The sequence below is a fragment of the Ralstonia nicotianae genome, from assembly GCF_018243235.1.
GTDB lineage: Bacteria > Pseudomonadota > Gammaproteobacteria > Burkholderiales > Burkholderiaceae > Ralstonia > Ralstonia nicotianae.
Genome location: NZ_CP046675.1, coordinates 446,860 through 460,071, shown reverse-complemented (window position 1 = coordinate 460,071; position 13,212 = coordinate 446,860). Strand labels below are relative to the sequence as shown.

14 protein-coding genes are annotated in these 13,212 nt (G+C 69.1%); 5 read left to right on the top strand and 9 right to left on the bottom strand.

Going from position 1 to position 13,212, the window contains the following annotated elements:
- The 9 genes from hrpB to GO999_RS18355 form a co-directional block, all read right to left on the bottom strand.
- Window positions 1–1,434: a transcriptional regulator HrpB gene (gene hrpB, locus GO999_RS18395; protein ID WP_011004170.1), complete on the bottom strand. Its 1,434-nt coding sequence runs from the start codon at window positions 1,432–1,434 to the stop codon at window positions 1–3.
- Window positions 1,435–1,566: 132 nt separating this feature from the next.
- Window positions 1,567–2,415, bottom strand: coding sequence for a type III secretion system export apparatus subunit SctT (sctT, locus tag GO999_RS18390; protein ID WP_011004169.1), 849 nt, complete (start codon window positions 2,413–2,415; stop codon window positions 1,567–1,569).
- Between the two features lie 11 nt (window positions 2,416–2,426).
- On the bottom strand, window positions 2,427–2,927 hold the full coding sequence (locus tag GO999_RS18385) for a type III secretion protein HrpB7 (RefSeq protein WP_011004168.1): 501 nt from the start codon (window positions 2,925–2,927) through the stop codon (window positions 2,427–2,429).
- Window positions 2,924–4,243, bottom strand: a complete 1,320-nt coding sequence (sctN, locus tag GO999_RS18380) for a type III secretion system ATPase SctN (RefSeq protein ID WP_011004167.1) — start codon at window positions 4,241–4,243, stop codon at window positions 2,924–2,926. The genes GO999_RS18385 and sctN overlap by 4 nt, the downstream gene beginning before the upstream one ends.
- The gene (sctL, locus tag GO999_RS18375) at window positions 4,240–5,139 is read right to left on the bottom strand and encodes a type III secretion system stator protein SctL (protein ID WP_211907085.1); all 900 of its coding nucleotides are present in this window, start codon (window positions 5,137–5,139) and stop codon (window positions 4,240–4,242) included. The genes sctN and sctL overlap by 4 nt, the downstream gene beginning before the upstream one ends.
- Entirely contained in the window at window positions 5,124–5,753 is a 630-nt protein-coding gene (locus GO999_RS18370) for a type III secretion protein HrpB4 (protein WP_028861692.1), read from the bottom strand. The genes sctL and GO999_RS18370 overlap by 16 nt, the downstream gene beginning before the upstream one ends.
- The gene (gene sctJ / locus GO999_RS18365) at window positions 5,750–6,535 is read right to left on the bottom strand and encodes a type III secretion system inner membrane ring lipoprotein SctJ (protein ID WP_376783956.1); all 786 of its coding nucleotides are present in this window, start codon (window positions 6,533–6,535) and stop codon (window positions 5,750–5,752) included. The genes GO999_RS18370 and sctJ overlap by 4 nt, the downstream gene beginning before the upstream one ends.
- Before the next feature lie 20 nt (window positions 6,536–6,555).
- Window positions 6,556–6,942 carry a type III secretion protein HrpB2 gene (locus GO999_RS18360; protein ID WP_011004163.1) on the bottom strand — a complete coding sequence of 129 codons (387 nt, stop codon included), beginning with the start codon at window positions 6,940–6,942 and terminating at the stop codon, window positions 6,556–6,558.
- Between the two features lie 20 nt (window positions 6,943–6,962).
- Window positions 6,963–7,439, bottom strand: a complete 477-nt coding sequence (locus GO999_RS18355) for an HrpB1 family type III secretion system apparatus protein (protein ID WP_211907084.1) — start codon at window positions 7,437–7,439, stop codon at window positions 6,963–6,965.
- Between the two features lie 281 nt (window positions 7,440–7,720).
- On the opposite strand from GO999_RS18355, the gene sctU reads away from it, so the two are divergent.
- From sctU to sctR, 5 genes are read left to right on the top strand one after another with little or no spacing between them, the layout of a single operon-like run.
- A complete protein-coding gene (gene sctU / locus GO999_RS18350; protein ID WP_016723146.1) occupies window positions 7,721–8,794 on the top strand; it encodes a type III secretion system export apparatus subunit SctU in 1,074 nt (357 codons plus the stop codon).
- Window positions 8,795–8,812: 18 nt separating this feature from the next.
- Complete coding sequence (gene sctV / locus GO999_RS18345) at window positions 8,813–10,885, top strand: type III secretion system export apparatus subunit SctV (protein WP_011004160.1); 2,073 nt, start codon at window positions 8,813–8,815, stop codon at window positions 10,883–10,885.
- Between the two features lie 10 nt (window positions 10,886–10,895).
- Entirely contained in the window at window positions 10,896–11,489 is a 594-nt protein-coding gene (gene sctP / locus GO999_RS18340; protein WP_069079352.1) for a type III secretion system protein SctP, read from the top strand.
- 17 nt (window positions 11,490–11,506) lie between these two features.
- Entirely contained in the window at window positions 11,507–12,571 is a 1,065-nt protein-coding gene (gene sctQ / locus GO999_RS18335; RefSeq protein ID WP_173941763.1) for a type III secretion system cytoplasmic ring protein SctQ, read from the top strand.
- Window positions 12,558–13,211, top strand: coding sequence for a type III secretion system export apparatus subunit SctR (sctR, locus tag GO999_RS18330; protein ID WP_011004157.1), 654 nt, complete (start codon window positions 12,558–12,560; stop codon window positions 13,209–13,211). Before sctQ ends, sctR begins: the two co-directional genes overlap by 14 nt.
- Window position 13,212 lies beyond the last annotated feature (1 nt).

The following is a 13,212-nucleotide window of genomic DNA, read 5'->3' as shown; positions in this document are numbered from 1 at the left end:
TCAGCGCCAGATGGTTTCGGAGGGGGCTTCGTTGAACTGCTTGCGGTAGCCCTTGACCAGCGCCGAGCGGCTGCGGATGCCCCAGCGCGACGCGGTATCGATGATGTTGGACGGATTGCGCTCGCTGTCGAGCAGGTCGGAGCGGATGCCCTCGAGCCGCATGCGCCGGATGACCGAGCTGGGCGACATGCCCACCGCGCTCTTGAACGCCAGCTGCAGCGCGCGCTCGGTCACGTTGATATGGGCGGCCACCTCGCGCGTGGTCAGGTCGCTGCGCTCGATGTTCTCGATGATGTAGCGATAGGCCCGGCGATACTTGGCGGACAGCCGCGCGCTGACGTCATCGGAGGCGCGCGAGGCGACGGGCACGGCGGCGCTGGCGCGGCGCACGTTGACCGTCTCGGTGCGCAGGCAGCGCAGCGCGTCCTGCATGTAGGTCGTGTAGAACTTCAGCGCGCCGGCCGCGTCGCCGCGCTGGGCGGCCATCTTGGCGCGGCAGTAGAGGAAGTCGAAATTCCAGCGGCGCGCGCCGTAGGTGGTCTCGCGGTTGCAGATCTGGTCGAAGACGCGGCCGGCGACGTCGTACTGCTCGCCGCTCAGCGCGGCCAGCACGACTTCCACCTTGGTCTGCATCAGCAGGCGGCTGCCGAGCTTGCGCGAGTGGTTGAGGGTCGCCATCAGCGGGTCGATTGCCGCGCGGTCCCCGTCGGCCATGCGGCGCAGCAGGCTGAGGTATTCGGCGCGGCGCTGGATCAGCGCCGGCATCGGTACGCCCTGCGATACGGTCGGCGTCCAACCGTTGCGGCCGCCGTGGTTGGCCAGCAGGGTCGCGCCCATTTCGGCCGATTGCCAGAACGCATGCTCGAGCAGGCGGTTGGAGCAGCGGATGCCGGCCTGCACGGCGAATTCGTAGATGATCAGATCGATGGTGGCCAGCCAGCCGCGATCGCTGCGGCCGTCTGCGGCCTCGCGCGCCGCCCGCAGCGCGTCGTCGGAGGCATCCTGCTGGCCGAGCTGGTGATGCACCAGCGCCAGGCCGATCAGGCCCTCGACCTGCTGGGTCCAGGTCGCGCCATCGTCTTCGGCCATGCGCGAGAAGCAGCTCGCCGCCGCGGCGTAGCGATCGCGCAGCAGTGCCTGCCAGCCGGTATTGCGGCACGACACCACGCGCAGCTGGTCATCCGAATGGCGGATCAGGCGCTGCGCCAGGCGGAAGCCTTCTTCCGCTTCTTCATCGCACTCGAGCAGCAGCGAGGCATCGGCCATCGCCAGCACGCCCGCGTAGTCGTCGGACTTTCCTCGCTGGGAGGAGTGGTGGTCGACGAGCTGATACGCACGGTCGAAATCAGCGGCGAAAACCGCATTTGCGTATTCGGGCAGGCGCTCGCGAGCGGCGAGGCCTGAGGCCAGGGCGAAGTAGATGTTTCCCAGCATGGCAATGCTCCTGAAGCGTCAGTCGAACCAGCCCGCGACATGCAGGCCGCATCAATCAAACTGCCTGGAGTCATCGTAGAAAAATGCCGGAAAAATAATCTCAACAAAGCTGCGCCTTGCCCTGAACAATCCTCACTGTGGAGTTTTCGCTTTTGGCGACGTGCCGTCACCCACCAATCCTTGCTTCACCTGCTCTTTCAACTGGCTGTAGGTGAGCGTACCCTTGACCTGGGTGGACAGCGCGGTGACCAAGGCCATCACCATCAGCAGCGCCACCGCGCCCTTGATCGGCTGGCCGAGCGAGGTGGGCTCGAGTTTGTCCGCCGCGCGCGCCAGCAAGCCGATGCCGGCATCGATCAACAGCATCGTCATCATCACGGGCGCGGCGAGCTTCACGGCCGTGGAGAAGATCGAGTCGGTCTGCTGCAGCAGGAAGCTCTGCGCAACCGCGTTCATATCGGGCAGCGCGGCGCCCAGCGGCCACCACTTGAACGATTCGAACACGACGCCGAGCAGGAACAGCATGCCGCCGGCCGCGTAGAACAGCGTCACGGCCAGGTTCACCAGCGTGTTGCCGATCGGGGTGTTCTGATCGCCGCGCAAGGGGTTCGTCATCTGCACGTTATTGAACCCGGAGACGTTGTCGATGAGGGTGCCGGCTGTCTCCGCCACCCAGAACACCGTCGATGCCGCGAAGCCCAGGCAGGCACCCAGGAAGATCTCCTTGCAAGTCAGCATGAACAGTTGCCCCGCGCTGAGATGCGCGGCGAGGCCCACCGGCTGCCCCGCCGCCACCAGGATCGCCAGCGCATAGACCACGCCGTTGCGCGCGATGCCGGTCAGCATCTGGTCGTTGGTGGCGGGCAGGATGGAGAAAAGCGTCATGATGCGCACGCAGCTCAGTGCCAGCAGCACGAGCAGCGTCTCCAGGCTTTCGCTGGTATCGAACCAGGCATGCACAACGGTATCGATCGATTCCATGAACTTGCAACTCAGTGTGTCGTGGTGTAACGGGCGCGAGCCAGGATGGCTTCGACGGCTTCTTCCTCGGTGGCCAGCTCGCGCTCGGCGTCTTCCTTGCGGTCGAGTCGGTCGGCGGTTTCGCGGCAGCGCTCGAGCATTGCGTCCAGGCGCGCCAGCTTGCGGCGCTGTGCCTGCAATGCGGCCTCGCGTTCGGCCACGACACCTTGCGCCGCGGCAACCGCCTGCTCGGCCTGGCCGACCCCGCCTTCGAGCTGGGTCCGGTACGCGTCGTATTGCAGATAGGCCTGCGCCGTGAGGCTGGGGCCGGTGGTCAGGTCATCCATGCTGCGCAGATGATCATCCAGGCGCTGCTCGGCCTGTCGCAGCGCATCCTGGCGCGCTTCGACGGCGGTCTGCGCTTCGGCCAGGGCCGCCTGCGCGGCTTCGATGTCGGCCTCGACGCGGCGCCGCTCGCGGGTCTTCGCCTCGATCAGCGCGCGCCAGACCGACGAGCGGCGCTTGCGCTTCATGCCAGTGCGATCTCGTCAAGCAGCCGTCGGGTCTCGTCGGGGCTGCACCACTCGTCGGTGCGCTGGCGCAGGAAGGATTCCATCCAATCGTTCCACTGCACCGCGGCATCGGCCACCGGGTCGCTGCCTTCCTTGTACTCGCCCATCTGCAGCAGCGTCTCGACCTCGTTGTACTTGGCCAGCAGCTGCCGCATGCGCCCGGCCGCGTCGCAGTGATCGCGCGGCATCACCTGCGTCATCACCCGGCTCAGGCTGTTCAGGATGTCGATGGCCGGATAGCGGTTGCGCGCGGCGATGTCGCGCGACAGGATCAGGTGGCCATCGAGGATGCCTCGCACTTCCTCGGCCACCGGGTCGTTGCCCGATTCGTCTTCGGCCAGCACCGTGTAGAGCGCGGTGATGGAGCCGGCCGCGCTCATGCCGGCGCGCTCCAGCAGGCGCGGCAGCTCCGCGAACACCGAGGGCGGGAAACCGCGCCGCGTGGGCGGCTCGCCGGCGGCCAGGCCGATCTCGCGCTGGGCGCGGGCGAAGCGCGTGAGCGAGTCCATCATCAGCAGCACGCGCAGGCCCTGGTCGCGGAAGTACTCAGCCACGGCGGTGCCGACGTACGCGGCCTTGGCGCGCTCCACGGCGGAGCGGTCCGAGGTCGCGCACACCACCACGGAGCGGCGCATGCCCTCCTCGCCCAGGATCTGCTCGATGAACTCGCGCACTTCGCGCCCGCGCTCGCCGATCAGCACGATCACGTTGACATCGCACTCCGTGCCGCGCGCGAACATGCCCATCAGCGTACTCTTGCCCACGCCGGCCGGGGCGAAGATGCCCATGCGCTGCCCTTCGGCCAGCGTGGCCAGGCCGTCGATCACGCGCACGCCGGTGGCCAGCGGATGCTCCACCAGCCGCCGCGTCATCGGGTCCGGCGCGTTGGCGAACACAGGCACGTATTCCACCACGTCCAGCGGCGGCCCGCCGTCGGCCGGCCTGCCGAGCCCGTCCAGCACGCGCCCGAGCAGACCCGGGCCGATGCCGACCGACAGCGCGCGGCCGCTGGGCACCACCCGCGTGGAGCGCGACAGGCCGGTCACGCCGCTGAACGGCGCTACCAGCGCGAAGTGCTCGCTGAAGCCGACCACCTCGCCTTCCTGCATCACGGTGCCGTCCGCTTCGGTGAGGGTGCACAGCTCGCCCAGCCGGACATCGACGCCGCCCACGCGCAGCAGCGTGCCGGTGACTTCAACCACCTTGCCGAAGCGGCGGATGAGCGGCGTGGTCCGTGCCGCGCTCTCCAGGGAGTCGAGCAGCGCGAGATGGGTCATTCGTCGTCCTCCTCGTCTTCGTCGTCCTCTTCGTAGAGGTCTTCATCCTCGTCGTCGTCGTCGCTATCGTCGTCTTCCTCGTCCTCGCCGTCTTCGTGCGATACGGCGTCTTCGTCCTCTTCGTCTTCGGAATCGTCGTAGTCGTACTCGTATTCGTCCGGCGCATCGATGTCGGCGTCCTCCTCCTCATCCTCGGAGGCGGCCGGCTGGGCCGCCTCCGCCGGCACCGAAGCGTTCGGGGCGATGGCCTTGCGCAGCGCCGCCAGCTGGACACTCAGGCTGGCATCGGCCACGCCATGATCCCATTCGCAGCGGCAATCGCCGGGCTTGGTGCTGTCATCGGCCAGCACTTCGACGGTGGCATTGAGCAGGCCGCCCTCGACGGCGCGGGCAAAGGCCGCGCGCGCCGCGTCGAGCTCGGCCGGGCAGACGCGCAGGGTCAGGCGCGCCTGGCTCTGCAGCACGCCGCCCAGGGTCGAGGCCACCCGCGCGAACAGCGCCTGGCGGTCCGACTCCAGCACGATGCGCTCCACCGCCTGCATGACGGCCGTCTGCAGGCGGGCCTCCACGCGCCGGGTGGATTCGGCCTCGCTGTAGGCGCGCGCGACCATGGACGCATGGAATTCGGCCAAGGCCTTGCGCTGCCCCTCGGCATAGCCCAGCTGCTCACTGTTCGCGGCGCGTTCGTTGGCGTCCTTGATGAGGTCGTCGGCAACCGCGCGCGCTTGCGCCACGATGGCCTCGGCCTTTGCGCGGGCGGCGGCCAGCACGGCGTCGCGCTCTTCGTACACCGCCTGCACGGCCGCGTCGAGCTCGACGACGCGGTGTCGGTCGGCCGCCCGGATCACGTCGGACGACACGCCCAGCGCGGCTTCGCGCCTCAGCCAAATAACCATGACAACTCCGGATAGATCGAGGGAACCGCCGTGATGAACGACTCGGACAGCGGCGTCAGCGCGGGCGGCCCGACCCGTCCGGTGGGCGCGGCGCCGAGGGTCATCCGCATCAGGCGGATCAGCGACGGATCGGTCAGCCAGCCGTCGGACACCAGCGCGACCAGGCCGGCGTGGGCCAGCGCCTGCAGCTCGGGGCGCGGCAGCGGGCCGCCGGCGTCCGGCTGCCAGTCGGCGCGCGCCGCCATGGCGCTCACGAGCGCGGTGCCCACCGCCGCGTTGAGCCGCGACAGGTACGCGCCGTCGATGCAGCGCGCCAGCGCCGTGCGCCGCGCATAGAGCGCACGACCGGCCAGCACGCGGCGCAGGTCGCCCGCTTCGAGCACCGCCAGCCGGTGCGCGCGCTCCAGCAGGGTCTGCAGCGCCACCGACCGCAGCCCCAGCACGTCGCAGGCGTCGCGCCATGACGCGGCATCGGCGGGCAGGCCATGCGCGCATTCCGACCACGCCCGGCTGTCCAGCGTGCGCGGCAGGCCCTGCAGCCGCGTCTGGTAGGCGTGGAGGATGCGCAGGATCATGGTGTCTGCCTGATCCGGCATCATGGCGGCGGCGGTCATGCCTCGCGCTTCTTCAGGCGGGCCGGCATGCGGCTGGCGATCCGCTCGCGCAGCGCATCCAGGCGCGTGCGCACGGCCGGCATGCGCGTCACCGCGCCCCACAGCGCCACCAGGCCGACCAGCACGCCGGCCAGGCTGCCCAGCATCACCCACGACACGCCGCCCGGCGCGCGCCGCGCGGTGGCGGCCACGATGGCGGGGTCGTCCGCCGTCCCGGGCACCAGCGTCACGGCGACGTTCTCATACGTCAGCCCTTCCACGCTGTGCACCACCAGGTTCTTGATGCTCGGCAGCAGCGCGGTCACGTTGGCCGTCGGCCGGTACTTGATGAACACCGAAGCGCTGGACGGCTTGACCACGCTGGCCAGCGGATCGTTGTTGGGCAGCACGATCTGCACGCTGGCGACCGCCACGCCATCGATGCGCGACAGCGTCTGCGACAGCTGCTGCGACACCCCGTAGATGAAGCGCACCCGTTCCTCGGTCGGCGTGGAGATCAGGCCGTCCTTCTTGAAGATGTCGCCGAGGTTGGCGTATTTCTCGCGCGGCAGGCCGTGGGCGTGCAGCACCTCCATCGAGCGCGCGAAGGCGTCGTCGTCGACCAGCACGGACCAGGTCTTGCCGTCGTCGGGCGAGGTCTTCTGCGCGTCGATGCCGGCCTGCAGCAGCACGGTCAGCATGTCGTTGGCATCGGCTTCGGTCAGCTGGGCGAAGAGCTGCTTGTTGCAGCCGGCCAGCAGCGTGGTCAGCGCGAGCGCGACAACCAGCGCGCCACGGCGCAAGCGCAAGGAACGGGGCGTCATCATTGGTTCTTCATCAAGGTCTGCACGGCGTTCTTGCCGGAATGGGCCACCATGCTGCCCATGTGGATCTTGGTCATGGTGGCGGCGGCCTCCATCTGGATGCGCATGGCATCGACCAGGATCTCCTCCATGGGCTTGACCTTGTCGGTCTCCAGCGTGGCGTTGATGCGGTCGGCCGTGGCGCGCACGGCGGCGTCCTCCTTGGCCACCAGCTCGCCGATGGCGGACGGCCCCTTGGAGTGCCGCTGGGCATCCTTGGCCTGGCCGAGCAGCGCCTCGAAGCGCGAGACCAGTTCCTGCACCGGCTCAGGCTGGACGGCGGGCAGCGCGGGGGTGTCCACCGAATGGGTGGGGACGGGCGGAACGGCAGTCGGACCCTGGATCATGATTCGCTCCTGGTGGCGCTTCAAGCGCGCGTGAAGTAATGCGAGGTGTGAAAGGCGCTCATGTCGATGGTCTCGGCGACGGCGGCGGCCGCTTCGGCGTTGCCGCTGTTCGCCTGCTGCGCGCCGAGCAGCGTGCGCACCAGCGTGACCGAATCCGGATCGGCATCGCGCGCCAGCACTTCGTTGGCATGCACGTGCCACTCCGCATCGTTCAGCGCATTCAGGCACAGCGCCATCATGGCCGAGGCGAACGGCATGACACTGGGGGCACCGTCGCTGCTGAGCAGCTCGCGCAGGATGCGCGCCGCCTCGGCGTACTGATGCCGGCCGACCAGCAGCCAGCCCTCCACCAGGTCGAGCTCCTTGAAGTTCGGACGCAGCCCGCGCAGCGCTACCAGCATCGCCTGGGCGTTTTCGAACTGGCCGCTTCGCGTGGCATACATCAGCACTTCGAGCAGACCGCCAAGCAGGCGATTGCTGCACTGGATGGGTTCCATAGGGTGTGGGCTCCTGTTGCAAGGGAAATCAACGGCCGGCATATCGGCATGCCGGCCCGCGTTGAGTGGAACCATAGACCCCGACCCCCATGCGCCCGCCGTCCGGGGGCGAAAAAGACCGCCGCAGGCCGAAGCCGGCGGGCCACGCGCACGCCACTTCGGGTCGGCACCCTCCGCTTCGCGCCCAGGCCAAAGCCCGGCGCCGGCCGCCGCCACAATCGGCCGCATTGCCATGGCGATCCGCGCCGTGGCCGCACGCGGCCGATAGCAGGGGCCAGATCATGTCGGACGAAAAGACCGAACAGCCCACAGACAAGAAACTCGAGGATGCGCACCGGGACGGCGAGACCGCCAAGAGCGCAGACCTGACCGCCGCGGCGGTGCTGCTCTCCGGCTGCCTGCTGCTGGCGCTGACCGCCTCCGTCTTCGGCGAGCGATGGCGGGCCCTGCTCGACCTCGCGCTGGATGTCGACAGCAGCCGGCACCCGGTGATGACGCTCAAGCAGACGATCAGCCATTTCGCCCTGCAGCTCGTGCTGATGACGCTGCCGGTGGGCTTCGTCTTCGCGCTGGTCGCCTGGATCGCGACATGGGCGCAGACCGGCGTGGTGCTGTCGTTCAAGCCGGTCGAGCTGAAGATGAGCGCGATCAACCCGGCCTCGGGCCTCAAGCGCATCTTCTCGGTGCGCTCGATGATCGACCTGGTCAAGATGATCATCAAGGGCGTGGCGGTGGCGGCGGCGGTCTGGAAGCTCATCCTGATCCTGATGCCGTCCATCGTCGGCGCCGCCTATCAGTCCGTCATGGACATCGCCGAGATCGGCATGACGCTGCTGGTCCGGCTGCTGGCGGCGGGCGGCGGACTGTTCCTGATCCTGGGCGCCGCCGACTTCGGCATCCAGCGCTGGCTGTTCATCCGCGACCACCGCATGAGCAAGGACGAAGTCAAGCGCGAGCACAAGAACAGCGAAGGCGACCCGCACATCAAGGGCGAGCGCAAGAAGCTCGCGCGCGAGCTGGCCGATGAAGCCAAGCCCAAGCAGAGCGTGGCCGGCGCGCAGGCCGTGGTCGTCAACCCGACCCACTACGCCGTGGCCATCCGCTACGCGCCGGAGGAATACGGCCTGCCCCGCATCATCGCCAAGGGCGTGGACGACGAGGCGCTGGCGCTGCGCGAGGAAGCCGCCGCGCTGGGCATCCCCATCGTCGGCAACCCACCGCTGGCGCGCTCACTGTATCGCGTCGACCTCTACGGACCCGTACCGGAGCCCCTCTTCGAGACCGTTGCCGAAGTGCTGGCATGGGTGGGCGAAATGGGTGCCTCGGGCACCCCGGGCGCCGAGCCCCAACACTGATCCTGACCGGACCCTGACATGGCCAAAAAGAATGCAATCCAGGATTTCAGCGGCGAAATCGGTATCGCCGCGCTAGTGGTGGCGGTGGTGGCGCTGATGGTGCTGCCGCTGCCGACCATGCTGATCGACGCGCTGCTCGGTCTGAACATCACGCTCTCGGTCGTGCTGCTGATGGTGACGATGTACATCCCGTCGGCGACCTCGCTGTCGGCGTTTCCGTCGCTGCTGCTGTTCACGACGCTGCTGCGGCTGTCGCTGAACATCGCCTCCACCAAGTCCATTCTGCTGCACGCGGACGCCGGCCACATCATCGAGAGCTTCGGCAAGCTGGTGGTGGGCGGCAACCTGGTGGTGGGCCTGGTGGTGTTCCTGATCATCACCACGGTGCAGTTCATCGTGATCGCCAAGGGCTCGGAGCGCGTGGCCGAGGTCGGCGCGCGCTTCACGCTGGACGCCATGCCCGGCAAGCAGATGAGCATCGACGCCGACCTGCGCGCCGGCCACCTGTCGCCCGAAGAGGCCCGCAAGCGCCGCGCGCTGCTGGCGATGGAGAGCCAGCTGCACGGCGGCATGGACGGCGCCATGAAGTTCGTCAAGGGCGACGCCATCGCCGGCCTGGTCATCACGCTGGTCAACATCCTGGCCGGCATCGTGATCGGCATCACGTACCACAACATGACCGCCGGCGAGGCGGCCAACCGCTTCGCGGTGCTGTCGATCGGCGACGCCATGGTCTCGCAGATCCCGTCGCTGCTGATCTCGGTGGCGGCCGGCGTGATGATCACCCGCGTCTCCGACGAAGAGCAGGCCCACAAGCAGTCGTCGCTGGGCATGGAGATCGTGCGGCAGCTGTCCACCAGCGCGCGCGCCATGTTCACCGCCAGCGCCCTGCTGATGGGCTTCGCGCTGGTGCCGGGCTTTCCGTCGTTCCTGTTCGTCGCGCTGGCGACGCTGATCTTCGTGTTCGGCTACACGCTGCGTAACCGCGCCAAGGAGGGCGACGGCGACGAAGGCGACGCCCTGCCCGCGCTGCTGCGCGAGGGCTCGAAGGGCAAGGCGCCGACCATCGCCGAACAGGCCCCGTCGTTTACCGTGCCGGTGGGCGTGCGGCTCGGCGCGGAGCTGGCCAAGGGCCTGGACGTGCCCGCCCTCGATACCGCCTTCCAGCAGGGCCGCCACGCGCTGGCCGAAGCGCTCGGCCTGCCCTTCCCCGGCATCGCGATCTGGAAGGCCGACGCCCTGCAGCCCGACAGCTACGAGGTGCGCGTGCACGATATCCCGGGCGAGCCGGTCGCGGTGCCGGATGGCCATCTGCTGATCCCGGATCTGCCGGAGGCGCTGCGCGCGCAGGCGGTCGAGGCCGCGGGCCTGCCCAATCATCCGGCGCCGCACTGGATCGCGCCGGCCCACGTGGCCCAGGACGCGGCGCTGAGCGCCACCGGCCAGCGCGTGGAGCGCGTGATCGCCGATCACGTCGTGCACGTGCTGCGCCGGAGCGCGCACCTGTTCGTCGGCCTGCAGGAAACGCAGTGGATGCTCGAGCGCGTCACCACCGACTACCCCGGCCTGGTGGCCGAAGCGCAGAAGGCCGTGCCGGCCCAGCGGATCGCCGACGTGCTGCGGCGCCTGCTGGAAGAGCAGGTGCCCATCCGCAACATGCGCGCCATTCTCGAGAGCCTGGTGGTCTGGGGCCCGAAGGAGAAGGACACGCTGATGCTGGTGGAATACGTGCGCGGCGACCTGGGACGGCAGATCGCGCACCAGGCCACCGGCGGCACCCGCCAGATGCCGGCCATCCTGCTGGACCTGTCGGTCGAGCAGACCGTGCGCCAGGCCATCAAGCCGACGCCGGCGGGCAACTTCCTGACGCTCGATCCGCAGCAGGTGGAGGCCATCATCATGCGCCTGCGCGGCATCATGCAGGGCAACCCCGTCGAGACGCCCTCGGCGCTGGCCATCGTGACCTCGATGGACATCCGCCGCTATGTCCGGCGCATGATCGAGCCGCACCTGCAGGCGCTGAACGTGTATTCGTTCCAGGAGCTTGGCGGCTACGTCGACCTGCGCCCGGTCGGCAAGCTGGTGCTGTAGCGCGGCGGCCATGACGCAAGCCGTCCGCCTCTGGCGCCCCCAGCCGGTCGACCCGGCCCCGCCCACCCGGCGCCGCACGCCGCTGCGGACACCGGGGCCGCATGACGCGCTGCCCTATGTGCCGCCGCCCCGCCCCGAGCCCCCGGAGCCCGTCGAGGACGACTTCCCGGAGCCCCGGCAGGACACCCCGGCCAGCGATCCGCCCCCCGAGGCGCGCACCGACGCCAGAGCGCCGCAGCCCGCCACCGACCCCGATGCCTCGCTCCACACCGCGGCCATCGCCAGCCGCCTGGTGCGGACCTGCTCGGAGATCGGCGCGGGCGAGACCATGACCGAGCACCTTGCCCGGCTGCTCTCCCAGTTCTGTGCCTCGCAGGCGATCCGCTCCGGCGGCGAATGCTGGGAAATCTCACTCGATCTTGATCCCAAGATCCTGCCCGAAACCCGCCTCACGCTGCGGCTTTCGCCGCACACGCTATCGCTTCGCTTCGAGGCCGGACACCCTCGCTCCCGGCACTTACTCTCCGAACATGGCGACACGCTGCGTCAGCGCATCCACGCGCTGCTGCGGCAGCAAGTCGATGTCGAACTCGAACTCTGGTGACCACACCACCCTCCGACATGAACGCCGGGCCTTCTTTCTCTGCGCTGGAACCCCACCTGCGCGCCTTCACGCCGGCACACGCCGCGCTCACGCGCCTGCTGGACGGTGTGCATCGCGGCGGCGACTCGGACGACTGGCAACTGCATCTCGCGCGGACGCCGTTGGCGGCGAGCGCGCCGCTCACGCTGGCGATCCAGTCGGCGCAGTGCCGCGCTGAACTGATCGTCGACGGCGCCCACTACCCCGCGCTGCACGCCATCGCCCGCGAAACCGACCGCCCGCGGCGCCTCGCGCTCGGGAATCTGTGGCTCGCGCCGGTGCTGCATGCGCTGGAAGACGCGGGCCTGGGTGAGACGCAGCTGACCAACCTGCGCCGCCTGAAAGCCGACGCCATGCACACCTCGGGCCCCGTGCTGCCGCTGCAGGTCGCCAGCGCCGCCCACGCATGCCGCTGCGACATCCACGCGCTGGACTGGCACGGCGTGCCGCCCGCGCCGCCGGCCGCCGACCCGGACACCATCCTGCACCGGTTCGGCGCGCTGGCCCTGCCAGGCCGGCTGCGCGTGGCCAGCCGGCGCTGCCGGCGCAGCCTGCTCGACACGCTGGCGCCCGGCGACATCCTGCTCGGCTGGAACGACGCCACCTACCGGCCCGCCGCCGACGAAGGCACGGTCCGCCTCGCCTGGGGCGATGCCCGCCAGCCGCACCTCACCGCCACTGCCCATTACAAGGACGGAATCGTGACCACACTCGACCTGCATCCGCTCACCGACGACGACGACGCGTACCCGCACGACTTCGCCGCCCCGCGCACGCCGGCCGGCAGCAGCGCTGACCAAGGCGTTCCCCTCGAGCAGCTGGAGGTGCCGGTGCACCTGGAGCTGGCCGTGATGGGCATGCCGCTGGCCGAACTCGCCGCGCTGCAGCCGCAGCACGTGCTGACGCTGCCGGTGAAGATCCGCGACGTCAGCGTGCGGCTGGTCTGCCACGGGCAGACCCTGGGGCACGGCCAGCTGGTGGCCGTGGGCGAGCAGCTCGGCCTGCAGATTGCATCCATCGGCAAGCACCATGCAGAACGTTGAGTTCGCCTCCCTGATCGTGATGGCGGTGGCGATCGCGCTGCTGCCATTCGCCGCCATGGTCGTCACCTCGTACACCAAGATCGTCGTGGTGCTCGGCCTGCTGCGCAATGCGCTCGGGGTCCAGCAGGTGCCGCCCAACATGGTCCTCAACGGCATCGCGATGATCGTCTCGTGCTTCGTCATGGCGCCGGTCGGCATGGAAGCCATGCAGCGCGCGCACGTGCAGATCAACGCGCAGGGCGGCACCAACATCACTCAGGTGATGCCGCTGCTGGACGCGGCCCGCGACCCGTTCCGTGAATTCCTGAACAAGCACACCAATGCGCGCGAGAAAGCGTTCTTCATGCGCTCCGCGCAGCAGCTGTGGCCGCCGGCCAAGGCCGCGCAGCTCAAGGATGACGACCTGATCGTGCTGGCGCCGGCCTTCACGCTCACCGAGCTGACCTCGGCCTTCCGCATCGGCTTCCTGCTCTACCTCGCCTTCATCGTGATCGACCTGGTGATCGCCAACCTGCTGATGGCGCTCGGGCTGTCGCAGGTGACGCCGTCGAACGTGGCCATCCCGTTCAAGCTGCTGCTGTTCGTGGTGATGGACGGCTGGTCGGTGCTCATCCACGGCCTGGTCAACACCTATCGCTGAG

Excerpts from the sequence above, each read along its gene's own strand:
- sctR (WP_011004157.1), top strand. The coding sequence starts at position 12,558 with ATGCAGAACGTTGAGTTCGCCTCCCTGATCGTGATGGCGGTGGCGATC.
- sctN (WP_011004167.1), bottom strand. The coding sequence starts at position 4,243 with ATGACCCATCTCGCGCTGCTCGACTCCCTGGAGAGCGCGGCACGGACC.
- GO999_RS18385 (WP_011004168.1), bottom strand. The coding sequence starts at position 2,927 with ATGAAGCGCAAGCGCCGCTCGTCGGTCTGGCGCGCGCTGATCGAGGCG.
- GO999_RS18360 (WP_011004163.1), bottom strand. The coding sequence starts at position 6,942 with ATGATCCAGGGTCCGACTGCCGTTCCGCCCGTCCCCACCCATTCGGTG.
- sctQ (WP_173941763.1), top strand. The coding sequence starts at position 11,507 with ATGAACGCCGGGCCTTCTTTCTCTGCGCTGGAACCCCACCTGCGCGCC.
- GO999_RS18370 (WP_028861692.1), bottom strand. The coding sequence starts at position 5,753 with ATGACCGCCGCCGCCATGATGCCGGATCAGGCAGACACCATGATCCTG.
- sctP (WP_069079352.1), top strand. The coding sequence starts at position 10,896 with ATGACGCAAGCCGTCCGCCTCTGGCGCCCCCAGCCGGTCGACCCGGCC.
- sctT (WP_011004169.1), bottom strand. The coding sequence starts at position 2,415 with ATGGAATCGATCGATACCGTTGTGCATGCCTGGTTCGATACCAGCGAA.
- sctL (WP_211907085.1), bottom strand. The coding sequence starts at position 5,139 with ATGGTTATTTGGCTGAGGCGCGAAGCCGCGCTGGGCGTGTCGTCCGAC.
- sctU (WP_016723146.1), top strand. The coding sequence starts at position 7,721 with ATGTCGGACGAAAAGACCGAACAGCCCACAGACAAGAAACTCGAGGAT.
- hrpB (WP_011004170.1), bottom strand. The coding sequence starts at position 1,434 with ATGCTGGGAAACATCTACTTCGCCCTGGCCTCAGGCCTCGCCGCTCGC.
- GO999_RS18355 (WP_211907084.1), bottom strand. The coding sequence starts at position 7,439 with ATGGAACCCATCCAGTGCAGCAATCGCCTGCTTGGCGGTCTGCTCGAA.
- sctV (WP_011004160.1), top strand. The coding sequence starts at position 8,813 with ATGGCCAAAAAGAATGCAATCCAGGATTTCAGCGGCGAAATCGGTATC.